Source organism: Mesorhizobium sp. P171375, from assembly GCF_057786075.1.
Window position 1 is genome coordinate 4299433 of the sequence record NZ_JBYNWF010000001.1, and the last position, 21829, is coordinate 4321261.

The window sequence follows — 21829 nt, forward strand, 5'->3', positions numbered from 1 at the left end:
GCATTTTCTTACCCCACCGCTTCTGTAATAATCCTGAGTGCGCGCACCCAACGCAGCCCGCGCCCGTCCTGCATCCGACCGAACCATGACGCAGCCTCTACGGCATCGGCGGCGCGGAAATGCTCGGCCGATCTCGACAGGCGCCGGGGGTTCCGGAGGCCACGTGCCACCAGGGCGAAACCTGCAACCCGTGCACCCCAATCCGAGTCCAACGGCAGAAAGGGGCCGGGCTCAAGCTTGGCCGGTCCACCACCAGCGCGCACCGCCGCGCGCAGCAAACCGCTCGCCGCGGTCAGTGCAAGCGGGGAAAGTGCCGCAACCCTGTCGAAGCGCTCCTCCATGCGGTCGTTGACGCGGCGGCGATAGATGATCGCCGCCACCCCATCACCCCGCTGCACGACTCGTAAGGCAAATGGTGCAGCCCGAGTCGCCTGCTTCTTGGCACTCGACATTGCTTTTATACTCGACATCGTGTGCCTCAGCCCCCCGCTAGTGCGGAGCTACCAGCAGCGACATCGGAGAGCGGAGCGAAGCGAGCCTCCATTGTTGCACCCTCAGGAAACTGCATCGCCAAGGTGCGGAGCAGTGCACCGAGGTCCGATTTGCCTTCCGGACCGAAGCCCAGAACGACCGTTACACGGATGCTGCTGCCCGGTGCGAGTGCGTTGCCCAGTGTTTGCGCCATGGTCAGTGGTTTGATGGCGGCCGAGACTTTCGCGTCCGCCACGCTGAATGATAGCTTGCCACCGTCTTTCAATTCTCCCGCCAGCTCGGCTTCGATAATTGTGGTGGAGGCGCCAAGTGGCGCGGCAGCGCCCAGCGCCTTTTGGGCGTCGGCAGCTGACAGGCAACTAATCCTCAGGGAAAGCAGCCTTCGCTTGTCGGCGAACTGTCCCGCAACCACAATGTCGGTCGTTGTTGCTGGACCTGAGCCCTTTGGGGGTGGCGGGGGCATAGGCAGTTGGTAGTCGGACTTTGGCTCGCCAAAGCCGCTTTCTGATGTCTTCAGCCAGCCCGCCGCAATTGCGCTTCCCGCTTCAGCCACCAGAGTAGCCTCGTCCATGGGCAGGGTGGTCAGCTTCCGCCCCTTATCGCGCTGACGGACATTGTTGCTAGTGTAGACGGCACCTTCGTTGTCAAAGGCCGATCCATCCTCCTGGTGAACTACGAGCTTACCTTCAGTCACTGCTCGTAGGATCGAAGCTCGAATTACACTTGGGTCGCCTACCAGCTTAAGACCCTGCGCGCCGAGAAAGCGCTTCTGCAAACTCGCGGTGGTTCTGGCATCTGGAGAGTTGCCGACTGGCACGGCACCGCTGAACACACGCTCAATGAAATAGTCCTGATGCAGGCTATCCTGGGCGCCGTAAATCAGCTTACGGTCATCGAGGAAGGCCCGCACGGCATCCTGCCCAGATGGCAGCTGTAGGGGCGAGGTGTCCGGCGGCGCGATGAACCGCTCATCGATCGTCAAAATGCTGCCGTCTGCAATAGCAAGACGGTTGAAAGCTCGTGCCGCTTCAAGCCGCGCAGCTTTGATCAGTTCGGGCTTCTGCTTCTTGAGTAGCTCGCGCGCCAGTTTGCCGGCCTCAGTCGCCGGCGTCTCGGCCTCGATGTCTTCGGCTGCCTTCAGGCGCTGGATGCGCTGGATCGCCTTCTCAAGCCCCGCCACGTCCGGCGCAATAGCGACGATCGCATTGCGGTAGGTCCGAACGTTCTGCGCCCCCGGCGTATCGTCGCTGTAGGATACAACTGATTTCGCTGTCTCTTCGCTCTCGCAGAGGGCCAGTTGCAACTCCGCGCGCTCGGGCACCGCCTTTGCGTTCGGCGGCCAAGGCAGCAGGCGAGCAAACGCTCCCTGAAATGACTTCTGAACATCAGTTTTGAGGCGATCAAGTGCATCTGCACGGGCAACTTGGCCCATGCGCTCTTCGATTTGCTTGAGTATGTTCGGCTCATAGCGGAACTGCCAGGCATTGGCCGAGCCACTCATTGGGTAGAGATGCCAGCACGAGCCTGAGAGCCGATCGAGCGCTTCGGCCGGCTCGATGCCAGCTTCATCGGTGCGGAGCACGGCCAGTGTCAGGTCAGCGGGACCCAGCCCGCTGTTGCCTTCCAGCGGCAGGCTTTCCAACAGGAGTGCTGAGGCTACGCGGCGATGGGAACCCCACTCGGCATTGTCGAGTTCCCCGGCATGGCCCAAGACATCCGCCGCGACGGCCGCGCGGAACTTTTCGCGATCTAGCCGTTCGAGAAGGTCTGCCTGGATAGGCTGGCTGGACCAATCAATCTCGCCCGCTGTGATGATTTCGGGATCGCGTCCGGGGTCGTCCCAGATACTTCGGATCACTCGGGCGAAAAGACGCAGTGTTCCGCGAGAAAGATTGTAGTCTGGCAGAACGCGAAGCCGCTCCTCCGCAGTCTTCAGCAAACGTGGATGAAGAGGATAACATGTGCGAATGCGCGCCGCATATTTCGGAGTAAGCGCCTCCTCGGGTATTAGGTCAGAGTGTTCCTCGGCCACTCGCTGGTATAGCGCGTGATAGTCCGCCGAGGTCTTAGCAGCTGCAGCCGGGTCCACGGAGTCGAACAGGCGGCGAATGATCACTTGCGCCGTTTCGTCTCCAATCGGTTCGATAACAGTCGCCTGCCGGCCCGTCTGCTGCTCGATGACCCGAGCCAGATGTTCGAGCTTTGCCGCATTCTCTGAGTCAGCGGGCTGATCCTTGGGATCGGTAATAACGAGAACGGCCTGCTTCCGCGTTGCGATCGCAGTCATTAGCGTGCGCAAAAATCCGACAAGATTGCCGACCTCCTGCGTCGTGAGTTTGGCCATATAGAGGACGAGCTCATCCAGCAGGATCAGAATCGGCTCATTCGGTAGCATTGCCTCGACGGTTGCTGCATCAGGCGACGCTGCTGCTGAATTTGCCGGGCCAAATGCGTTCAGAGCACTGGCACCGCCAAACTGAAAGGCCAGTTCGGCCGCGAGGCTGCGTGCTTCCTGATCCCCGTGGCGGGCGAAGATAGGGTAGCCGGCGCCTTCGGCATCTATGCCAACGACGCGCACGCTCTTCGGCCGACCTGCGGGAGCCAAGAGATCGATGCCCATCGTGGGGTCGCCGATGTTCTGGGCAAGGTGCCATAAGGTCATCAGGGCGTGAGTTTTGCCGCCGCCGAAACCAGTGGAGAGTCGCAGAACGGCGCCTGCCTCGGTCGGAGACGCGTGGCGATCGAAAACGTCACGGCAAAGCCGCGACAGCGCTGCAGTTGGATGGGTATTCTGGAAGAATCGATCGGGCTTCCGATAAATGTCAGGACCTTCGTCGCGGATCAGTTTCCCGAAGCTGGCGGCAAAAATCGCGTCATCAAGTTCCCCATGCAGAACATCAGAACGAGGCCTACTGCCCGACTTTACGCCCATATCTCGTAAATCCCACCTTCGCTTGTCGCGACTGCTTAGAGCCTTCACGGCGTTCGCGCAATCCGATTGCGAACTCGTGAGCCTTCGAAACGAAGTTACGGGTCTTGGGTCCTGGCCGGGGTGCGGGGCTGCACTTAGGCATCAAAGTCGGTTGCCAAGTTTGCTGACAGTTTCGTCGAATTCCCTGGCCAGGCGTCACTGAACATTACACCGGCACCCAAAGCCCGCTACCTCACAGTGGTTAACCTCCTCAGTGTTATCGCTTATGGCATTTCTTCGCGCTTTGCGGATCGTCCCATCCACCTGTCAGTGCTTTTATTCTGGCAGCGCGCGCAGGATGCGAGAAACTTGGACGCTTATCTAGAAATTGGAACCACAGCAAAACATCGCTCAAAGGGTAACCGGCTGCTCGGATGGTGGCTCCTGCGAATCTGTCCGCTTCGAGTTCTGAAGTTGGGGGGTAGTGTCTCAATTTGAAATTCAGAAAATCGTCGGTCGCGTTTGAAGCCCTAGGCGAAACCGCCTATGGTTAGCGGAAAGCATGGGGGCATTCGCGTGGAAACACTGACATTCAATACGAGCGCAGAGTTCTTGCAATGGGCTAAGCGGATCGTGAAATACAAGTATCACAATTATGATCGCATGCCGGTCGGCAAGCAGACATGGGCCTACGGAGACGGCCACCTAGCCGAGACCGAATGGGGTAAAAAAAGGGGCACAGTCCTCGTTAATCTCGGTTTCATGATAAACATTGCGGCCGGCGGTCTTGATCAGCAGTGGGACAAGCGTCTTATCGAGGATGTCGACGCCCATAATGGTGTAACCATCACAATACATTGGAACGAATAGATGCCGACCCGACCTAAAGGCCAGAAGCGCCCCGCTGACGTGATCGGCAATGCCGTCCGCGTCATGCGCATTGCTACCGGAGAAGCAGCAGAGACGTTATTGACGACGGCAAAGACCCTGCCGCGAAGGCTCTGGGTGCGAAGGGCGGAAAGAAGCGCGCCGAAACGCGGCTGACCAATGCGTTGTCAAAGAAGTTCGAAAACCACGTCCACACGGTCGCGATCTACACGGTTTGGTACAATTTCATCAAAATGCACAAGACGCTGAAAATGACGCTGGCAATGGCCGGTGGCGTTTCGCAGACGCTTTGGTCGATCGACGATCTTTGCGAGAAGATGGACGCTGTTGCGCCTAAGCCGGGCAAGCGTGGGTCCTACAAGAAACGGTACGCCTAACGCATGTTGAAGGCATCGCGGATGCGAAGCACCGCGTCATCCGAAATTATCTGCGCAATTATTTCTACAGTAGCGAACTCGCCAGAACCCCGTTGTTCATATAAGAAATAGCCGCTTGGGTCATTTATTTCTTGTCCTGACATGGATAAGCGGCGGTCCGTTAGGGGTGCCAAGCACAGCGTTCTTTCGCCATCGAGGTCAACGCTAAAGTATAATTCATCCATCATAGACCCCCGGGGGACACTCATGCCGGAACAGAAGACTCATCGCCTTGTGCCGAAGCCACAAATCTCAGCCCGCTTTCTCGCGGACTACATGTCAGGGTCGGCGCTCAAGCGACGGTCCATCCTGATCGGATGCAAATACCAATCACTTGCCCGCGTTGTACAGCACGACGAGGCAAAGCAGAATGTATCGAAATTTCTCCGCTCCGAGAATCCCCAAATTCTTGTACTTAAAGATGCGGCTGCCAAGCTCCGCGCGCGCATGGCCGACGATGAGTTTGACCGCGATCTTTATGACCACAATGCCGACTACATAGACCGCTTTGCTAAAGTCACCGAAGAAATTGACCTGCCCGACGCGGAAAAGTTGATACCCGGAAAGAGCCTGGCAATCATGCTGGGCAACGTGAAGGTGAAGCCCGATATCCAACTGCGATTCCGCCGTCTGACAAAAACGAACAAGGTGAAGATCGGCGCGGCAACCTTGCGCTACGCCAAGGGCAAGCCCCTAAAGCCCGACACTGGCGCATGGCAATCTGCTTTCTTATTTGGATATCTGGCCCTCACCGATAACGAAGAAGCGGCAGATCCTGAGCACAAGCTCTGTATTACAATCGACGCATATTCTGGCACTTGCTTTCCTGCGCCGACAGACAGCGTTTCAAAGTTCAAGAATATGGAAGCCGAATGCGCCGGCATTGCAGAGCGATGGGATAATTTGCCTCCACCACCAAAGGCAGTTTTTTAGAGCGGGGGTCTGTCAATGAATTGGACGTGGCATTGGTGGCTATTCGCTTTGGCGGTAGTCGTTTTCACGCTGATGAGCCAGTTCCATCGCGGTGCAATGAACGATAGAAACATCGCGCGATACGGCGAGCGAGCGGATTATCACAAGGACTTGGGCGGCGCGTTTGTGGGCTCGCTTTTGGTTGGCGTGCTTTATGCGGCAATAGCGACCGCCGTCGCCGGCTTCATTTTCTAATTTCATACTGAGACACTACCCGAACGCCGCATTCATATGGCCGGGCGTCGCTATGATCACGGCGCCGGCGCCAATGAAAACAGAATTCCCAAATGCGGGCGCACTTTTCCATGACAGCTACTTGCCTTCGATCAGCCTCTCTCTTGAAGTGACCAGACCGCAATTTTCAGACATGCTTCCGCGCGAAGAAGCGCGACGGCCAAGGCATTTTCATTTCGCCCTGGAAGAGAAGACAGAAAGCTTCTAGCCCGTGCGAGGTTGGGGCAGGGAGCACAGACGTTACAATGTCAGAGGCACTTAGGTAGTCCGAAATCGGCTCTGAGACTGATGTGTGCTTTTTTGTGCGTAGATATCCAGAAAAAGCAATTTTCCAATAGGATCAATGACTAGTGGTGGAAAAAGCGTCCCATTTCCCCTAGCGCTATTCTTCGGCGGGGTCGGTCGTTTGTAAGCTTACTCCCTGGATCCAGCGTGCGCGTTTACTCCGGCGTTCATGTATCGCCAAGAACAGCGATCGTCCGCTGCTCACCAAGGCGAGCGCGTCGCTTGCAAAAAGCGGTGACACCCGAAGCCACGCTGTCCAGCGTAGCTCGCCCCGTATCTTCTCTATGAGTCCCATGCCCGAAGGGGGATTGTAGATAGGGATCTGCCTGCGGCGGAATGAACGAAACTTTAGCGAGCCACGTTCGTCGCGCGCCTGCACATCCTTGACGGTTGCCTTGATGCGCCGCGAATCCGAATGCGATCCATAGATCGTCAACTCATAGACTTCGCCCGCCCGTCCTTCCGGATACGTCGCCACGCCGGCGAATGTCAGTTGGGTTGTAATCCGATAAAAAGGGGCGTCATCATCCAAATCCCAAGCATATTGAGGCTGATATATACCAGGTTCGATACGAGTTTCGACGCTCGCCTCGCAGTGCTCCACTTTGATGGCGAGATGCGTATGTTCCTCTTCAGGTGGGTGCTTCATCCTGCGGGGCACCGGCTCGTTCACCTTGCGAATGAGGTCACGCGTTTCGATCTTAATCCCGATACGGTCCTTCTGAGGGCAAAAGTTCGTACGGCGGATTTACCGTGTAGCTTCTTTCGCGTGCCGGGCCCGCACGATTTCGTCGAGACGTCGTCGCCGCAACATTCAGGGAATATCTTCCGTCTTTGTTGATCCGAATTCCCGAGCCTCGATTACCCAATGATGCGGCCGAATCGGACGCCATGTCCGCTGTCTCGCAGTCTGAATGATCTGGGTGACTTGCTTGCGAAGGGCGGAAATCGACAAAATGCGGGAGACGGGTCACGAGCTGATGTTCGATAGCAGATGAGCTACATCGTCAAGCTCGAAGAATACATCTTGCATGTTGTCGAGATGCTCTCTGCCCGTGCTGCCCCGTGACCGGCCGCCCTGGAAATCCCAAATGTCATGCCAAAGTTCCTCAAGCTCCCACGTCAGCCTGAACCATTCGCCCCGAACCCGGTCCTTGGCAAAGCGGTCGTGGACCATTTTTTTGGCTTCGAAATAGGAGCGGAACACCTCTTGAACGGACAGCTTGTTGACGTTCCCGCTGTTGAGCGCGGCGATCCGGTCATAGACATTTGTGGCGAAGCCGACCTTCACGAGTTTGCCGCACATTGCAAAGTAGATATACCCGCGCCGAGTGCCAGCAACCGGCTCCGGCGAGGCTGGCCGCCACTCCTTAGCCTTCGGATCGAAAACTGCTGATTTGGTCGATTTGATTACCTTGGGCGTTGACCTAATTTCAGTCATTCGCTGTTTAAAATATCGGCTCATATCTAACCCCATTTACGAAGTGCTCTTCGGTTCAATGAACCTGAAAAGTCGAACACAGGCAGAACAACGTGCCTAAAACGGCATATTGCGAAGTGCTCTTTTCCCGGATTTCCAAGGGCTTCAGTGGGGAGCCGGCTGTTTACACCGAAGATGTCGGCGGTTCGAGCCCGTCATCGCCCACCATATCCCGCACGCCGGTCCATGCCTCGACGTCCATTGCCTTCATGCTCGCAAGTCAGCCGCGTATGATCGGTAACGAGGGGGCGGCCATGACCGGCCGCACCCGCCTTTCATGTCCGCACCAGTCTACTGCCTGATGTAGCAGGTCTTCTTCGCCCGGGGAGCGGGATCCTCGTCAAAGGCGTCATTGCTGCAGCGCACGCCGTTCCTGAAAACGCCTTGCGTGAACTGACCGCGCGCGCCGTAGCGGACCAGTTTGCGGCCACGGAAATCGCAGTACTGATTCTCCCTGGCGCAGGCCACCCATCTGCCGCGGCCCTGGCCGTAGTCGTCGCCGCCGTAATTGTCGTCGTCATTGTCGCCATAATCGTTACCGCCGCCGCGCCTCACGATGTAGCAGGCCTTGTCGCGGCCGGGCGCGGGATCGCCAAAGACGCGGTTTGAACAGGGCACGGCAGGGCGGTCGAAAAAGCGGGAGGTGGTCTGGCCGCGCGCGCCATAGACCACTTCGGCTGGATAGGGTAGGCGGCAGATGCCACCCTCGTCAGCGCATCGCTGCATGCGCTGGGCCGATGCGGTGGCCGGGAAAAGAATAGAGGCGGCCGAGACAAGGCCAACCAGGCAAATGAATGTGAACGCCATCCGGATCAGGGCGCTGGAGGTTTTTGACACGATTTGTCTCCCTTTTTGATTCACGCGCCATCTTACAGCAGCCTTGCCAAACGCAAGATGAACGAAAGCCATTGCCAACAGCCAGCATGAGCTGATTTCCCGTTTTCTGGGCAGGGAGCTGCCGCCATCATTCCGGATTTGATAAGGGTCCTGGTCAGCAATCGATTGGCTGTTCGGAGAGGCAGGACAATGATCGACCATCCCGGGCGCCTGCTGCTTCAGCTGATGATCGTGTTGGCAATTTGTGGCACCGGGCGCCTCGCATATGCGACAGAGGCCGGCGACGGTGTGGACCAGCCCGCGGCCAAAGCGGCCTTGCTCAAGGCCTATCCCGGACTTTTCACCATCTCGGGCAATGTCCTGACCTGGACCGACGGCACCGCGATGGTGTGGGACGACGGCAAGGCGCGCGACGCCGAAGCGCTGCTGGAGAGCCCTGACATCGAAGACATGTTTCGCTACGTCTATCCGACGGCAGCTGAGGGCGCGCTGGTCCCGGCGGAGGATTTCGATCCCGGTCGTATCCGCAACGAAGCCTTCTTCGAGAAGCTTTACGGGGCAAGTGCCGCGGAGGTTGGCAAGCACATCGCCAACGTCAAATGGCTGCCGAAACTCGGCAAGAAAACCGTGCAGGTCACCAGGATTTTCGGCATCAACGACCGGCTGGGCAAGGTCTCCGATGCCCTGGAGGCGACGCCCGCTGAACTGAGACGTTACGGGCTCAAGCCCGGCGGCGGCTTTGTCTGGCGGCCCATCGCCGGCACCGACCGGTTGAGCGTCCACTCCTTCGGTGCAGCCTTCGACATCAATGTCGGTTTCTCCGACTACTGGTACAACAACAGAAGCAAAGCCGACCCGAAGGCGCACATTCCGTTCAAGAACCGGATTCCGCTGCAAATCGTGGAACTGTTTGAGAAAAACGGCTTCATCTGGGGTGGGCGCTGGTATCACTATGACACCATGCATTTCGAGTACCGGCCCGAATTGCTGCTGTACAAGAAACCCGGCTGATCGCGCTGGCAGTCAGCCGTAAGAGCATGCGCCGGGCCGAAACCCGCCGATGTCGCCTTTATGCGCGTCAATAACGAAGTCCCAGGTTCGTGGCGACTTACCGGCCGTTGGCGGTCGCGGCACTGCAAACCCGGCGAAGATCGGCACGGATGTTTTCGGAGTTCAGCAACTCGGCGGCATCCGGAAAGCCCTCGGCCAGCAACGTGGCAACAATCTCGGCCGGCGACTGGTGGAAACCATCCTCAGCCAAAGCATGCGCCCGCTGGTAGATATGGCTGGTTCTGGTCTTGTCTGCCATTCACAAGTACCTCCTTTGATCGGCACTTGATGAACAACTTTCGAGAAGTATTCGGGTTCCATGCAACTTAGAAGGGAAGTTGGATCGCCGACGCAGGGAACGCGTATCTTTCGTTGAAATGACCTCTTGTCGTCAGGAGCGCTGCCCGGTCCGTTGTGCGTCAATGCAAAGATCAAGGCGGCAGCAGCCGGAAATCCTTGCCCTCGGGCAGCAACTGGCCGCCGTCGACGACGATGGTCGTTCCGGTGATGTAGCTGGCATCGTCGGAGGCGAGGAACAGGAAGGCGTTGGCCACGTCGCGCGGGCTGCCGAGGCGGCCGAGCGGGATCGAGTCTTCCATGTTCTTGATGTAGGCAGCACCCCGATGCAGCTCGATCGCCTCGGTCAGGATGTTACCGGGCTCGACGCCGTTGACCGTGATGCCGTAGCCGGAAAATTCCAGCGCCGCCGAGCGGATGAAGCCGTTGATGCCGGCCTTGCTGGCGGCGTAATGGCCGTGGCCGGGGCTGGTGACATGCGGGCCGGTGATCGACGAGGTGTAGAGCATGCGTCCAAAGCCTTGCGCTTTCATCGGCGCCAGCGCCGCCAGCGTGGCGTTGAAGGTGCCGCGCAGATTGACCGCCATCACCCGGTCCCAATCGTCCGGGCTGGTGTTTTCGATGAGCTGCCAGGGATAGATGCCGGCATTCTGCACGACGATGTCGAGGCGATCGTGATGGCTCAGCGCCAGCGCTACCGCGGCTTCGGCATCGGCCATCAGCGAGATGTCGGTGCGAATGAAGGCAGCGCCGAGCTCGTCGGCGGTCGCCTGGCCTGCCTCGGCCTCGCTGTCGGCCAGGATCAGCCTTGCGCCTTCCTCTGCAAAGCGCTGCGCAATGCCTTTGCCGATGCCGCGCGCGCTGCCGATGATCAGCGCGACCTTGTCTTGCAACCGTCCGCTCATGCGAGCCGTCCTTTCATGCGAGTCTTTGGCGAATGGTTTGCTTGAAGGCGTCGAGCAGCACGGCGGCGAGCACCAGCAAGCCGTGGATCACCTGGGTAAAATTGGCCGGCAGGCCCATCAGGTTGATCGCTGTGTTGATCGAGGACAGCAAAAGCACGCCGGCATAGACACCGGGCAGAGTGCCGACGCCGCCTTTCAGGCTGACGCCGCCAATGACGACGGCGGCAAAGGCGTTGAACAACAGCCCGGTGCCGAGATTGGCGGTGGCGCCGGAAGTGCGGATGGCGAGCAGCCAGCCGGCGAGGCCGGCAATGGCGCCGGCAAGCACGAAGGCGATGACCAAATTGCGGTTGACGCGGATTCCGGCACGGAAGGTTGCGGTCTCATTGCCGCCAATCATGATCAGGTGGCGGCCGAACGGCGTCTTGGCCATGATCAGTGAGAAGAGAACGAAACAGGCGACGGCGATCCAGGCCGTCAGCGGCAGGCCAGCGAGGCGCTGGATGGCGAACCAGCGTATGGCCGGCGCCAGATCCTGTGCCGAGCGGCCGCCGGAGATGACCAGCACAAGGCCGCGCACCCAAATGTAGGATGCCAGCGTGATGATGAAGGCGCTCATCTTCACCTTGACCACGAGATAGCCGTTGAAGGCGCCGATGATGCCGCCGACGACCAGTGCAATGAGCAGCGAAACCGGAACCATCAGCCATTGCGGACTGAGCTGTATGCCCATGCCGATGCCCGACGAGCAGAACAGGATGCCGACAGTCATGGCGCTGAGCGCCGCCACCGATTCCACCGACAGGTCCATGTGGCCCGCAATGATGACAAGCGACAGGCCGATCGACATCACGCCGAGCACGCTCGAAGCCTCGATGATGTTGGCGAAGATGCCGAGCTGGAAATAGTTCGGGACGAAGATGGAAAAGACGATCAACACAAAGACCAGCATGAACCAGACGAGGTTGTCGAGGACGAACTCCAGGGCTTTGCGGCTGCGCGGGTTCATGGGCTGATCCGGTTGGCGCCTCCCCCAAGAAAATCAAGTTGGGAAATCAAATTGATTTTGTCGGGCTAGGGCGCGGCTTCAAATTCGCCACAGCGTCCTTGTCAGACGCGGCGTTGTGAAAGGGCAGGCTCCGGGCGGCCTGAGCGGCCCGGAGCGCTTGGCAAGCGACTATTCGACCGGCTTGATGGTTTCCGTAGGCGGCTTCTGGTTGCCCCAGAAGGCCGGATTGTCGACGTTTTCCTTGGTGATGGCGGCGCCCGGGATCTTGATGTTCGGGCCCCAGGCTTCCTTGGTCACGGTCGACTTCAAGCCGAGCACGTCATACTCGCCGGGCTTGATTTCCTGCTTGCCGGCGATCTTGTCCATGAACATGGCGACGGCAGCAGCCTGCGCGTAGAGCGGTTGCTCGACTTCGACATTGAGCCAGCCCTTGCGGATCAGGTCGAGGCCGACCGGAGCGCCGTTGGAGCTCATCAGCATGACATCGCCCGGCTTCTTGCCGGCGGCCTCGAGCGAGGCGACGGCAGCCACCGAGAGATGCGCGGCATGGCTGAAGATCAGGTCGATGTCGGGGTTGGCCAGCATCTGGTCGGCAACGATGGTGCCGGCGTTGCTGGCTTCCCACTGCATAGCGGGCAGCGAGATGATCTTGACGTCCGGGAACGCCTTCATCTTCTCCTCAAAGCCTTTCTGGATGTCGAGCGTGTAGGGGTCACCGGGATCGCCGAGCACCTGCAACACCTTGCCCTTCACCGAACCGTTCTTGGCTTTCAGAAGCTTTTCAGCCTGCTCGGCTGCGACGTAGCCGATCTCCACGGTGCCAGCCACCGAGGTGAAGTCGGACGGGGTCGAGGTGATCTGGCGGTCGAACTCGACCACCGGGATGCCGGCGGCACGGGCTGCTTCGATGGACGGCTTCAGCGCATTGAAATCGACGGCGGCCAGGATGATCGCCGCAGGCTTCAGCGCAATGACGTCGTTCATCTGGGATTGCTGCGCGTCGGTCTTGTTGTCGGCGTTGAGTGTTTTCACCTCATAGCCGACCTGCTTGAGGAACAGCTCCAGGGCGCTCACCGAGCCGGTCTGGAATTCATCGAGCAGGGTCGGAACCATATAGTAGACGGTGCCCTTGGTCTGGGACATTGCCGGCGTGAGCGAGGCAAGAGCCAGTACCAGGATACCGAAGACAAGAACCAATATTCGCTTCATGTCGTTCGCTCCTCTTTTATACCGGACCCCTCTTTGTCCCTCAACTTGCCGGTCCGGCACCGGCAAGCGTCTCACCGGTGATCATGTTGATCACCGCATCGGGACTTGTTTTGTTGCGTGCGACATCGCCGGCCACGACGCCTTGCCGGATCACCACGATCCGGTCGGCGACCTGGAAGGCCTGCTGCATGATATGGGTGATGATGACGACGCCGATGCCCTGCTTGGCCACCTGGCGGATCATCTCGAGGCCGCGCCTGGTCTGTTCTACGCCGAGGGCCGCGAACGGCTCGTCTAGCAGCACGAGCTTGCCGCCCCAATGCACGAAGCGGTTGAGCTCGATCGCCTGGCGCTGGCCGCCCGAGAGGTGCTCGACATTGGTGCGTAGCGACGGAATGCGGGTGCCCGCACTGGCAAGTGCCTTGCCGACGACGGCTTCCATGGCGCGCTCGTCGAGGATCGGAATGCCGAGCACCTTGCGCGTGATCTCGCGGCCCATGAAGAAATTGGCGACGACATCGACATTGGTGCAGAGCGAAAGGTCCTGGTAGACGGTCTCGATGCCGGCAGCCTTGGCCTCGGCCGGCGTTTTCGCCAGAAATTCCTTGCCCTCGAACAGCATGCGGCCGGAGCTCGGCTCGAGGCCGCCGGCGATGATCTTGACCAGCGTCGACTTGCCGGCACCATTGTCGCCGAGCAGTGCCACGACCTCGCCCTTGCCGATCGAGAAGCTGATGCCTCTCAGCGCCTGGATGGCGCCGTAATTCTTGGTGACGTTTTCGAGTACCAGCAGCGGTTCGGTCATGCCGCAACTCCCTTGCTGTGCAACAGGTCTGACCGGCGCTCGCGCTCGGCGATGAACATCTGGCCAAACCGCGGCGACAACACACCGGAGACCGCCAATGCGGCAGCGCCCCGCAGCACCGAATGCTGGCCGCCGGTGGCGACCATGACGCGCGGCGTCTTGCGGTCGCGCCGCGCCGAGACCGAGTTGGGAAGCTGCGCTGCCGCACCGACCAGTTTTTCCAAGAGGTCGGTGTGGGCGAGCCCGCCGAGGATGACTGTCTCGGGGTCGAACAGGTTTTCGATGGTGGCGATGGCGTTGCGGAAGATGGGCGCGACTTCGGCCACCCAGGCGGCTTCGCCGATGTTGCGGCGGCGCAGCGCTTCGAGCGAGAGGTAACGTTCGAGGCAGCCATGGTTGCCGCAGGGGCAGAGTTCGCCGCCGGGAACGGCGGGGATGTGTCCGATTTCGCCCGCATTGCCCCAGGCGCCGCGCATCACCGCGCCGTCATGGACGATGACGCCGCCAAGGCCGACGCCGAAATAGAGGTAGTAATATTCGGAATAGCCGGCGCCGAGGCCGTAGAGGCGCTCGCCCATGGCAGCTGCCGCCATGTCGGTCTCGAAGAAGGCCGGCAGCCCGGTCGATGCCGCCAGCCGCTCCGGCAGCGCGACATCCTTCCAGCCGGCCATGGTCGTGGGGCCGACGAAGCTCATCGATTCCACGCCGAAAGGCCCGGGCAGCGCCATGCCGATGCCAAGCACGCGGCCGCCGGGCCGCAATGCGGTCAGTTCGGGCACCATGGCGCCGATCAGGTCGAAGGCATGGTCGGGCGTTGCATGCGGCGCCTCGCGATGCGTGCTTTCGATGACATCGCCGCTGAGATTGATCAGCGCAGCGTCGATGCCGAGCGGGGTGAGGTGGATGCCGACGGCATAGCCGCCCTCGGGGTTGATACGGAGCGTAGCCGGCGGCAGTCCGCGCCCGCGCGGCTCTTCGCGCAGCGACAGCACATAGCCGTGCTCTTCGAGCTCGCGAACGATGGTCGATACGGTCTGGACGGTGAGGCCGACGCGGCTGGCAATGTCGCCGCGGGCAATGGGGCCGTGCAGACGGATGGACTCCAGCACGATGCGCCGGTTGTAGGGCCGTCCGAACTCCTGGTTGGTCCCCCGCAGTGCCATGTCCCGCGCTCCTCAAGAAGGTCAAGACTTGCACAGGTAATTTATTCAGTCAAATGGAATTCAAAAATAATTTGTGACGGTTCCGGACGCGGTGCAGGACCTGTCCCAGGCGCTGCGCTGGCCGATTGCAGCCGGGTTAAAACCACCGCAATGGTGAATGACGTCAGGCGGGCGCAGGGCTTCGCCCGGCCGATGACCCAGCAGGGAAAACCGATGATTGAATTGCCTTTTGCGCGCGACGAGTACCAGCAGCGGCTCAAAAAAATCCGCGCCGAGATGGCCAAGCGCAGGATCGAACTGCTTATCGTCAACGACGTCGCCAACCAGCATTACATCACCGCCTATGACGGCTGGTCGTTCTACACGCCGCAAGTGGTTCTGGTTCCGATCGATGAGGAGGCCGAGCCGGTCTGGATCGGCCGCGCCATGGATGCGGCCGGCGGCCTGCTGACGGTCTGGATGAAGCCTGAGAATGTGGTTGGCTTTCCCGAAGACCATGTCCAGCGAGCCGATCGTCATCCGATGGACTGGATCGCTGCCTGGATTGTCGCCAAGGGCTGGGGTGGCAGACACATCGGCATCGAGCTCGAAGCTTACTATTTCTCGCCGAAGGCCCATGCCCGGCTCGTCGCCGGATTGCCAAACGCGAAATGGCAGGACGCCGATCTCCTGGTGAACTGGATCCGTGCGGTCAAATCGGCGCCCGAGATCGCTTATCTGCGCAAGGCGTCGACGCTGGCCGAAGCAGCGGTCGCACGAGCCTTCGAAGTGATCGTGCCAGGCGTGCGCGAATGCGATGCGATCGCCGCCATCCAGGCAGCGCAGATTGCCGGCAGTCCTGACTTTGCCGGCGACATCACGGCACTGCCGCCGACGATCCTCGGCGGCGAAAATGCTTCGGCGCCGCACATCATGTGGAGCGACAGGCGGTTCGGGAAGAACGAGACGATCGCGCTGGAACTCGCCGGCGTCTGCCGCCGTTACGCCGCCGGGCTCGCCAGGACGATGCAGCTCGGCAAGACGCCGACGCGTGTCGCCGACACCGCAAAGGCGGTGATCGAAGGTATGGATGCGGTGCTCGATGCTGTGAAGCCAGGCACATCGGCCGAAGCGGTCGAATCCGCATGGCGCAAGGTCATCCAGCGCTACGGGCTGAAGAAGGAATCGCGCATCGGCTACTCTATCGGCGTCGCCTATCCGCCGGATTGGGGCGAGCACACGATCAGCCTTCGGCCCGGCGACAAGACGGTGCTGCTATCAGGCAATGTCGTGCATTCCATTCTCGGCATGTGGATGGATGGCTGGGGCATCGAGGTCAGCGAGACCATTCTGGTGACCGAGACCGGCAACGAAACGCTGACGAAATTCCCGCGGGACATCCATGTCAAATCCTGACCAGCCGGCTGTGATGGGCGGCACCGCGATCCCGCCTGACGGGCGATCAGTATTTGATCGCCCGGCGCTCGATCAGCACCACGAGGCAGAACAGCACGATCGACAGGCCCGAGGACAGCACGATCGCCGCATAGAGGCGGTCCGACTGGTAATTGAAGGATGCCTGGATGATCAGTGCGCCGAGCCCTTTGTCGGAGCCGATCCATTCGCCGACAATGGCGCCGATCACGGCGGTGGCCGAGGCTATCCTGAGCGATGAGAACAGCATCGGCAGCGCGCGCGGCAGGCGCAGGCTCCAGAAGACTTCCCAGCGTGTCGCCGACAGCACGCGGAACAGCTCGTGCTCGCTGCTGCTTGCTGAATCTAGGCCGCGGATCATGTTGACCAGCGTCGGGAAGAAGCAGATCACCGCCGCAATGACGATCTTCGGCGTCATGCCCAGCCCGAAGATCAGCATGATGATCGGCGACAGCGCCAGGATCGGAATGGTGTTGAAGAACAGCACGATCGGAAAATAGGCGGCCTGCAGCACGCGGTTGTGTACGAACAGCACCGCCAGCAGCACGCCGGCGAGATTGCCGATGGCAAATCCGGCCAGCGCCTCGATCAGCGTCGGCCAGAGATTGCCGAGCAGCAGGGAAAAGCTCTTCTGGAAGACGCCGAGTATGGCTGTCGGCGTCGGTACGATATAGGCCGGAACGCCGAGCCAGGGCAGCAGGAACTGCCATGTGAACAGAATGGAGGCGGCGCCCAGGACGGGCAGCGCAATCGCCAGCGCGGGTGGCAAAGGCTCCTGTCTCATGAGGCCAGTTCCAGGGCTTTGCGCAGGTCCGCCATGGCGGCGACGATTGCCGGATCCTCGCGCGAGCAGCGGTTGCCGTCTTGCTTGAACGGCCGCATGTCGAGATCCTTGACCAGACGTCCGGGATTGGCGGCCAGCACGATCACCCGCTCGCCGAGATAGGCGGCCTCGGCAATCGAATGGGTGACGAACAGGATGGTCGTGCCGCTGCGCCGCCACAGCGCCAGCAGCTCGTCATTGAGGCGGTCGCGGGTGATTTCGTCGAGCGCGCCGAACGGCTCATCCATCAACAGCAGTTTCGGCTGTCCGAGCAGGGCGCGGGCGATCGCGACACGCTGCCGCTGGCCGCCGGAAAGCTGGTGCGGCAGGCGCTCGCCAAAACCGCCAAGCCCCATCAGCTCCAGCAACTCCTCTGAGCGATCTTCGATCTGGCGGGTCAGGCTGCCTTGCCCGACGCCCAGCGGCAAACGCACATTGTCGCGCACGCTGCGCCAGGGCAGCAGTGTCGAATCCTGGAAGACGAAGCCGACATCCCGGCGCGAGCGGACCGCATGCGGCGTGTCGCCAAGCACGCTGATCGTGCCGCCAAGTGGGTCGAGCAAATCGGCAACGACCCTGAGCAAGGTCGACTTGCCGCAGCCCGATGGTCCGAGGATCGACAGGAATGAGCCGGCCGCAACCGTGAGGTCGAGGCCGGAGAGCACTTTGACGGCCGAATGCCGGCCGCCATAGCCGACATCCAGCTTCTCTGCCTCGATCGCGTTTGCCATCAGGCGGCGGGCGCGTCGAGCTTGGGCCGCTCTGCGACCGACATTTCGAGGATTTTTGTGGTGTAGACATCGGCTGCGGCCGGGCGTCCGTTGGGGTACTGGCCGACCTTGTCCAGCAGCGCCAGCTGCTCCTCGATCGAGGCCGGGTCGAAAGTTCCCCAGCCATCCTTGGCCGTCGCGCCATCGAAAGAAAGCTTCAGCACCAGATTGACGGTCTTTTCTTCCCAGCCGAGATCCATTTCCGGATAGGCGGCGACCATTTTCTTCACCGCTTCCTGCGGATTGGCATGCACCCAGCCCCAGCCCTTGCCGACGGCGCCGATGAACTTGGCCAGCGTCTCGGGATCCTTTTCGATCGCCGCGTCGGTGGCGAAATAGACGTCGGCGTAGGAACTCAAGCCAAGATCGCGAACCAGAAGGTCGATGCGGTCGTCGCCGACGACGCTCAGCGCCTGCGTGTTGGTGATCCAGCCGCCGATGGCGTCGACATCGCCGCGCACCAGCGGCGCCTTGTCGAAGCCGACATTGACGACCGTGACGTCAGCGGGGTTGATGCCGTTCTTGGCCAGGATCTCGTCGATGACGAAACGCGCCGTCGGCTGGATGCCGATTTTCTTGCCCTTGAGGTCGGCGACGCCACGGATCGGCTTGGCCGGCTTCGAAGTGAAGGCATAGGGGCCGGTGCGGAAGCCGCAGGCGATGATCTTGACCGGCACACCGCTGGCGCGCGCGGCAAAGAGTTGCGGCGTTTCGGAGAACTGGCCGAGCTGGGCCGAACCCGAGACGACCGGCGGCACGGTCGCGGAGTTCGGTCCGCCGGGGCTGAACTCAACATCCAGGCCGGCGTCTTTGAAATAGCCGTTGGCGACGGCGGCGATGTCGCCGATCTGTCCGTTCGACACCAGCCAGTCATACTGGATGACGACCTTGCCGGCCGCCTTGGCGCCCGGCGTCAGCACCAGCTGCATCCCGGCCGATGCGGCTGCCACGGCGGCGATGCCGGATGTCACGAAGCTGCGGCGGTTCATGTTGTATCGCTTGTTCCCACTCATTTTTCGCTCCTGTTGCAAGCGTTGCTCTGTTCATTGCGCACCGCTCCCACGGCGCGCTGTCGTCTACGGCTGTTCGTCGTGGTAGTCGCCGGGGCCGCCGTCGAGCCAGGCGTATAGTTCCCAGAGTGTGTCGTCCGGGTCGGTGAAATAGGCGCAGCGCGCGTTCCAGACATAGTTTTCCGGCGGGCCGTGGAACGGCACGCCCCTAGCGTTGAGCTCGCCGTGCAAACGGTCGATATCGGCAGGCGTATCGAGCTTGACCGCCACGCAAACCTTGTGCGCATGACGTGGCGATCTGAGCTTCGACACGCCGGTATGCTGGCTGATGTGGTCGATCTCCCACGCCGCGAGCGTGACGCCCTCGCCATGAAAATCGGCAAAGCCTTCGGCGCGGCGGCGCAGCCGGAAGCCGAGTTTGTCGACATAGAAATCCACGGTCCGGCCGATGTCCTCGACCAGCAGGCAGACATCCGAAATCGCGTAAGCGCCTCCGAGCGGCATGGCTAAATTCCTTTGCTGGCGGGCAGGCGCCGTGCGGCCGGCAACTTGACGCCGACGCGCTCAGCCGCGCCGATGATGTGGGCGCGCATGGCCGCTTCCGCCGCTGCGGGATCGCCGGCAACCAGCGCCTCGTAGATGCGCACATGCTCGCCGACATTGATCTCGACCAGATCGTGCAGCGGGTTGGTCTGCCGCGCGTAGTAGATCGAGCGGCGGATCTGTTCGCAGACGAAGGAAATGAAGGTGTGGATGTAGTTGTTTCCGGTGGCGCGCGCGATCTCACGGTGGAATAGAAGATCGGCGTCGATGCTGCCTTCTTCCCAGCGTTCCTCGCCGCTCATGCGGTCGAGCGCCGCCTTGATGGCGTCGAGATGCTCCTGGCCACGCCGTTCGGCGGCAAGCGCTGCGGATTCGGCTTCGAGGATGCAACGCAGCTCGAACAGCCGCTCCATGTTCTGGCCTTCTTTGAGCGCCTCGCCGTCGATGCGGATCGACGCCCGCTGCTCCGGCGCCAACACGAAGGCGCCGATGCCTTGCCGCGCCTCGATCATGCCGTCGGCCCTGAGCTGCGCGATCGCTTCGCGCACGACATTGCGGCTGACGCCGAATTTCTCCGAAAGCTCCTGTTCCGTCGGCAGCCGTGTGCCCGGACTGAGGTCACCCGATTCGATCTCGCGGCCGAGGAATGTCGCGACGCGATGCGGCAGCGTCTCGACGGTGCCGATGGCAGCCAGTCTTTGCTTCATGGAGCGGTCTCCGTTGCCGGCAGAAGGCAGCCGGGATTCATCAGGCCCTGGGGGTCGAGGGCGTTCTTCAACGTGCCGATGAGCCGGCGATGGGCAGGCGCAAGGCCTGCCATGAAGGTGCGGTGGCGGGTGCGGCCGATGCCATGCTCGGCGCTGATCGAGCCGCCGAGCGAATTGGCGATCCGGTAGAGCCCGGCGGTGATGTCAGTGCCTCGGGCGCGGGCCTCGCGCTCGTCGAGGCCTTCCGGCGGCAACACGTTGAAATGGATGTTGCCGTCGCCGGCATGGCCATAGGCCAGCGGTACCCAGCCGCGATGGTCCTCAGCAACGAAGCGGCGGGCCTGGTCGATGAGGGCAGGGATGTCCGAGATCCGCACCGAAAGATCGGTGCGCACATGATAGCCACGCTTGGCCTGCCCCTCGACCAGCCCTTCGCGGATTGCCCAGAAGGATTTTGCCTGGGCGCTGCTTTCAGCAAGCACGGCATCGATGACCTGGCCACTATCCATGGCTTCAGTCAGGAAATCGACCAGCAGCGTGCGCAGGTCGATCGCCGCACTGGCCGACAGTTCGATCAGCACATGCACGGGCGCTTCGACCGGCGACACCATGTTGACGTCGATCAGGCGCGCCAGCGCGATGCATTCCGAACCGATGATCTCGAACGCCGACATCAGATCGGCCGAGGCGCGGCGGGCCTGCCGAAACAGCGCGATTGCCGCTTCGAACGAGGCAAGGCCGAGATAGGCGGTCTCGGTCCGGACCGGTTTTGGAAACAGTTTCAGTTCGACGCCGGTGATGATGCCGAGCGTCCCTTCCGAGCCGATGAACAGCTGCTTCAGATCATAGCCGGTGTTGTTCTTGCGCAGGCCGGAAGAGCCGTTCCACAACTCGCCGTCCGGCAGCACCACTTCAAGGCCGAGGATGAGATCGCGCGCCATGCCGTAGCGCAGCACGTTGATGCCGCCAGCGTTGCTGGCCGCATTGCCGCCGATCTGGCAACTGCCCTGGGCGCCAAGCGCCAGCGGAAACAGGCAGTCCTGTTCGTCGGCAGCGTCCTTCACGGTCTGCAGGATGCAGCCGGCATCGGCCTGCAGCACGAAATTGTCGGCATCGACACAGCGGATGGCGTTCAGCCGCTCCAGGCTGACGACCACCGAGCCGGCGGTCTCGATATCGATCGCGCCCGCCACCAGGCCGGTATTGCCGCCTTGTGGGATGATGCCGAGCCCGAGCGAGGCGCAGAGCCGCACCACCGCCTGGACCTCGGCCACCGAAGCCGGCCGCAGCACGGCAAGTGCTTCGCCATGATGATCGCCCGACCAGTCGCCGAGATATTTCGCCATGCCCGCGGCATCGACGGTCATGCCGTTCGGCCCGACAGCGTCCCGCAGGGCACCGAGAAGGTCTGGCGAAAGGGCATGCATTGTCATGAAGTGCCTGTCTGGATATGGGGTGATACATATCATCCTACAACTTTGAGTCAATGCGCTCCTTGTTCTCACCCTGGCGTATAAACGTGTAGCGGTGGCCATAGCGCGCATACGCTAGGCCACAAATTTCTGGCGTCTGGTCGGAATTTATCCTACCTTGTGGAGTGGAAATTTAGG

24 protein-coding genes and 1 pseudogene are annotated in these 21829 nt (G+C 61.0%); 7 read left to right on the plus strand and 18 right to left on the minus strand.

What is annotated here, in order from left to right:
* Window positions 1-8 precede the first annotated feature (8 nt).
* Together ACYHH6_RS20670 and ACYHH6_RS20675 are read right to left on the minus strand one after the other, a co-directional pair.
* The gene (locus ACYHH6_RS20670; RefSeq protein WP_287359321.1) at window positions 9-380 is read right to left on the minus strand and encodes a hypothetical protein; all 372 of its coding nucleotides are present in this window, start codon (window positions 378-380) and stop codon (window positions 9-11) included.
* 98 nt (window positions 381-478) lie between these two features.
* The gene (locus ACYHH6_RS20675; RefSeq protein WP_352591812.1) at window positions 479-3424 is read right to left on the minus strand and encodes a DUF499 family protein; all 2946 of its coding nucleotides are present in this window, start codon (window positions 3422-3424) and stop codon (window positions 479-481) included.
* A gap of 555 nt (window positions 3425-3979) precedes the next feature.
* Here ACYHH6_RS20675 and ACYHH6_RS20680 point away from each other — a divergent pair.
* A complete protein-coding gene (locus ACYHH6_RS20680; protein ID WP_352591809.1) occupies window positions 3980-4273 on the plus strand; it encodes a hypothetical protein in 294 nt (97 codons plus the stop codon).
* Window positions 4274-4428: 155 nt separating this feature from the next.
* Window positions 4429-4668: pseudogene (locus ACYHH6_RS20685) on the plus strand (IS1 family transposase); the annotation flags it as partial.
* On the opposite strand, the gene ACYHH6_RS20690 reads toward ACYHH6_RS20685, so the two are convergent.
* Window positions 4665-4892: a hypothetical protein gene (locus ACYHH6_RS20690; protein ID WP_352591803.1), complete on the minus strand. Its 228-nt coding sequence runs from the start codon at window positions 4890-4892 to the stop codon at window positions 4665-4667. The pseudogene ACYHH6_RS20685 and the gene ACYHH6_RS20690 sit on opposite strands and share 4 nt — an antisense overlap.
* A 22-nt stretch (window positions 4893-4914) precedes the next feature.
* Here ACYHH6_RS20690 and ACYHH6_RS20695 point away from each other — a divergent pair, with 22 nt between their 5' ends.
* The 3 genes from ACYHH6_RS20695 (at window position 4915) to ACYHH6_RS20705 (ending at window position 6121) form a co-directional block, all read left to right on the plus strand.
* Window positions 4915-5640 (plus strand): hypothetical protein, encoded by a 726-nt coding sequence (locus ACYHH6_RS20695; RefSeq protein ID WP_352591799.1) that lies wholly within the window; start codon window positions 4915-4917, stop codon window positions 5638-5640.
* Window positions 5641-5688: 48 nt separating this feature from the next.
* Window positions 5689-5874, plus strand: a complete 186-nt coding sequence (locus ACYHH6_RS20700; protein ID WP_352591796.1) for a hypothetical protein — start codon at window positions 5689-5691, stop codon at window positions 5872-5874.
* Window positions 5875-5947: 73 nt separating this feature from the next.
* Window positions 5948-6121 carry a hypothetical protein gene (locus ACYHH6_RS20705; RefSeq protein WP_352591793.1) on the plus strand — a complete coding sequence of 58 codons (174 nt, stop codon included), beginning with the start codon at window positions 5948-5950 and terminating at the stop codon, window positions 6119-6121.
* Between the two features lie 174 nt (window positions 6122-6295).
* Here ACYHH6_RS20705 and ACYHH6_RS20710 read toward each other — a convergent pair whose 3' ends face one another.
* The 3 genes from ACYHH6_RS20710 to ACYHH6_RS20720 form a co-directional block, all read right to left on the minus strand.
* Complete coding sequence (locus tag ACYHH6_RS20710; RefSeq protein ID WP_352591790.1) at window positions 6296-6847, minus strand: hypothetical protein; 552 nt, start codon at window positions 6845-6847, stop codon at window positions 6296-6298.
* Window positions 6848-7168: 321 nt separating this feature from the next.
* Window positions 7169-7663 carry a GIY-YIG nuclease family protein gene (locus tag ACYHH6_RS20715; RefSeq protein WP_352591787.1) on the minus strand — a complete coding sequence of 165 codons (495 nt, stop codon included), beginning with the start codon at window positions 7661-7663 and terminating at the stop codon, window positions 7169-7171.
* 306 nt (window positions 7664-7969) lie between these two features.
* A complete protein-coding gene (locus ACYHH6_RS20720; RefSeq protein ID WP_352591784.1) occupies window positions 7970-8716 on the minus strand; it encodes a hypothetical protein in 747 nt (248 codons plus the stop codon).
* Here ACYHH6_RS20720 and ACYHH6_RS20725 point away from each other — a divergent pair.
* Window positions 8705-9526, plus strand: coding sequence for a M15 family metallopeptidase (locus ACYHH6_RS20725; protein ID WP_352591781.1), 822 nt, complete (start codon window positions 8705-8707; stop codon window positions 9524-9526). The genes ACYHH6_RS20720 and ACYHH6_RS20725 overlap by 12 nt on opposite strands.
* A gap of 97 nt (window positions 9527-9623) precedes the next feature.
* Here ACYHH6_RS20725 and ACYHH6_RS20730 read toward each other — a convergent pair whose 3' ends face one another.
* From ACYHH6_RS20730 to ACYHH6_RS20755, 6 genes are all read right to left on the minus strand, one after another.
* Entirely contained in the window at window positions 9624-9824 is a 201-nt protein-coding gene (locus tag ACYHH6_RS20730; protein ID WP_352591778.1) for a hypothetical protein, read from the minus strand.
* Window positions 9825-9996: 172 nt separating this feature from the next.
* The gene (locus ACYHH6_RS20735; protein ID WP_352591776.1) at window positions 9997-10767 is read right to left on the minus strand and encodes an SDR family oxidoreductase; all 771 of its coding nucleotides are present in this window, start codon (window positions 10765-10767) and stop codon (window positions 9997-9999) included.
* Window positions 10768-10780: 13 nt separating this feature from the next.
* Window positions 10781-11776, minus strand: coding sequence for an ABC transporter permease (locus ACYHH6_RS20740; RefSeq protein ID WP_352591773.1), 996 nt, complete (start codon window positions 11774-11776; stop codon window positions 10781-10783).
* Between the two features lie 168 nt (window positions 11777-11944).
* The gene (locus ACYHH6_RS20745) at window positions 11945-12985 is read right to left on the minus strand and encodes a sugar ABC transporter substrate-binding protein (protein WP_352591770.1); all 1041 of its coding nucleotides are present in this window, start codon (window positions 12983-12985) and stop codon (window positions 11945-11947) included.
* Window positions 12986-13025: 40 nt separating this feature from the next.
* The gene (locus ACYHH6_RS20750; protein ID WP_352591767.1) at window positions 13026-13790 is read right to left on the minus strand and encodes an ATP-binding cassette domain-containing protein; all 765 of its coding nucleotides are present in this window, start codon (window positions 13788-13790) and stop codon (window positions 13026-13028) included.
* Entirely contained in the window at window positions 13787-14953 is a 1167-nt protein-coding gene (locus ACYHH6_RS20755; protein WP_352591764.1) for an ROK family transcriptional regulator, read from the minus strand. The genes ACYHH6_RS20750 and ACYHH6_RS20755 overlap by 4 nt, the downstream gene beginning before the upstream one ends.
* A gap of 213 nt (window positions 14954-15166) precedes the next feature.
* On the opposite strand from ACYHH6_RS20755, the gene ACYHH6_RS20760 reads away from it, so the two are divergent.
* Complete coding sequence (locus ACYHH6_RS20760; protein WP_352591761.1) at window positions 15167-16348, plus strand: M24 family metallopeptidase; 1182 nt, start codon at window positions 15167-15169, stop codon at window positions 16346-16348.
* Between the two features lie 46 nt (window positions 16349-16394).
* On the opposite strand, the gene ACYHH6_RS20765 is transcribed toward ACYHH6_RS20760, so the two are convergent.
* The 6 genes from ACYHH6_RS20765 to ACYHH6_RS20790 all read right to left on the minus strand — a co-directional run bounded on the left by ACYHH6_RS20765 (window position 16395) and on the right by ACYHH6_RS20790 (window position 21652).
* Window positions 16395-17150 carry an ABC transporter permease gene (locus tag ACYHH6_RS20765; RefSeq protein ID WP_352591758.1) on the minus strand — a complete coding sequence of 252 codons (756 nt, stop codon included), beginning with the start codon at window positions 17148-17150 and terminating at the stop codon, window positions 16395-16397.
* On the minus strand, window positions 17147-17920 hold the full coding sequence (locus ACYHH6_RS20770; RefSeq protein WP_352591755.1) for an ABC transporter ATP-binding protein: 774 nt from the start codon (window positions 17918-17920) through the stop codon (window positions 17147-17149). The genes ACYHH6_RS20765 and ACYHH6_RS20770 overlap by 4 nt, the downstream gene beginning before the upstream one ends.
* A complete protein-coding gene (locus tag ACYHH6_RS20775) occupies window positions 17920-18948 on the minus strand; it encodes an ABC transporter substrate-binding protein (protein ID WP_352591863.1) in 1029 nt (342 codons plus the stop codon). The genes ACYHH6_RS20770 and ACYHH6_RS20775 overlap by 1 nt, the downstream gene beginning before the upstream one ends.
* An 87-nt stretch (window positions 18949-19035) precedes the next feature.
* On the minus strand, window positions 19036-19473 hold the full coding sequence (locus tag ACYHH6_RS20780; protein ID WP_112561397.1) for a VOC family protein: 438 nt from the start codon (window positions 19471-19473) through the stop codon (window positions 19036-19038).
* Between the two features lie 2 nt (window positions 19474-19475).
* Entirely contained in the window at window positions 19476-20219 is a 744-nt protein-coding gene (locus tag ACYHH6_RS20785) for a FadR/GntR family transcriptional regulator (protein ID WP_203279381.1), read from the minus strand.
* The gene (locus ACYHH6_RS20790) at window positions 20216-21652 is read right to left on the minus strand and encodes an FAD-binding oxidoreductase (RefSeq protein WP_488500469.1); all 1437 of its coding nucleotides are present in this window, start codon (window positions 21650-21652) and stop codon (window positions 20216-20218) included. The genes ACYHH6_RS20785 and ACYHH6_RS20790 overlap by 4 nt, the downstream gene beginning before the upstream one ends.
* Window positions 21653-21829: the final 177 nt, after the last annotated feature.

Coding starts and splice junctions, on each gene's coding strand:
- ACYHH6_RS20780 (WP_112561397.1), bottom strand. CDS start 19,473: ATGCCGCTCGGAGGCGCTTACGCGATTTCGGATGTCTGCCTGCTGGTC.
- ACYHH6_RS20705 (WP_352591793.1), top strand. CDS start 5,948: ATGAAAACAGAATTCCCAAATGCGGGCGCACTTTTCCATGACAGCTAC.
- ACYHH6_RS20730 (WP_352591778.1), bottom strand. CDS start 9,824: ATGGCAGACAAGACCAGAACCAGCCATATCTACCAGCGGGCGCATGCT.
- ACYHH6_RS20750 (WP_352591767.1), bottom strand. CDS start 13,790: ATGACCGAACCGCTGCTGGTACTCGAAAACGTCACCAAGAATTACGGC.
- ACYHH6_RS20745 (WP_352591770.1), bottom strand. CDS start 12,985: ATGAAGCGAATATTGGTTCTTGTCTTCGGTATCCTGGTACTGGCTCTT.
- ACYHH6_RS20725 (WP_352591781.1), top strand. CDS start 8,705: ATGATCGACCATCCCGGGCGCCTGCTGCTTCAGCTGATGATCGTGTTG.
- ACYHH6_RS20775 (WP_352591863.1), bottom strand. CDS start 18,948: ATGAACCGCCGCAGCTTCGTGACATCCGGCATCGCCGCCGTGGCAGCC.
- ACYHH6_RS20740 (WP_352591773.1), bottom strand. CDS start 11,776: ATGAACCCGCGCAGCCGCAAAGCCCTGGAGTTCGTCCTCGACAACCTC.
- ACYHH6_RS20675 (WP_352591812.1), bottom strand. CDS start 3,424: ATGGGCGTAAAGTCGGGCAGTAGGCCTCGTTCTGATGTTCTGCATGGG.
- ACYHH6_RS20785 (WP_203279381.1), bottom strand. CDS start 20,219: ATGAAGCAAAGACTGGCTGCCATCGGCACCGTCGAGACGCTGCCGCAT.
- ACYHH6_RS20735 (WP_352591776.1), bottom strand. CDS start 10,767: ATGAGCGGACGGTTGCAAGACAAGGTCGCGCTGATCATCGGCAGCGCG.
- ACYHH6_RS20710 (WP_352591790.1), bottom strand. CDS start 6,847: ATGAAGCACCCACCTGAAGAGGAACATACGCATCTCGCCATCAAAGTG.
- ACYHH6_RS20765 (WP_352591758.1), bottom strand. CDS start 17,150: ATGAGACAGGAGCCTTTGCCACCCGCGCTGGCGATTGCGCTGCCCGTC.
- ACYHH6_RS20715 (WP_352591787.1), bottom strand. CDS start 7,663: ATGAGCCGATATTTTAAACAGCGAATGACTGAAATTAGGTCAACGCCC.
- ACYHH6_RS20695 (WP_352591799.1), top strand. CDS start 4,915: ATGCCGGAACAGAAGACTCATCGCCTTGTGCCGAAGCCACAAATCTCA.
- ACYHH6_RS20770 (WP_352591755.1), bottom strand. CDS start 17,920: ATGGCAAACGCGATCGAGGCAGAGAAGCTGGATGTCGGCTATGGCGGC.
- ACYHH6_RS20755 (WP_352591764.1), bottom strand. CDS start 14,953: ATGGCACTGCGGGGGACCAACCAGGAGTTCGGACGGCCCTACAACCGG.
- ACYHH6_RS20760 (WP_352591761.1), top strand. CDS start 15,167: ATGATTGAATTGCCTTTTGCGCGCGACGAGTACCAGCAGCGGCTCAAA.
- ACYHH6_RS20690 (WP_352591803.1), bottom strand. CDS start 4,892: ATGGATGAATTATACTTTAGCGTTGACCTCGATGGCGAAAGAACGCTG.
- ACYHH6_RS20720 (WP_352591784.1), bottom strand. CDS start 8,716: ATGGTCGATCATTGTCCTGCCTCTCCGAACAGCCAATCGATTGCTGAC.
- ACYHH6_RS20790 (WP_488500469.1), bottom strand. CDS start 21,652: ATGACAATGCATGCCCTTTCGCCAGACCTTCTCGGTGCCCTGCGGGAC.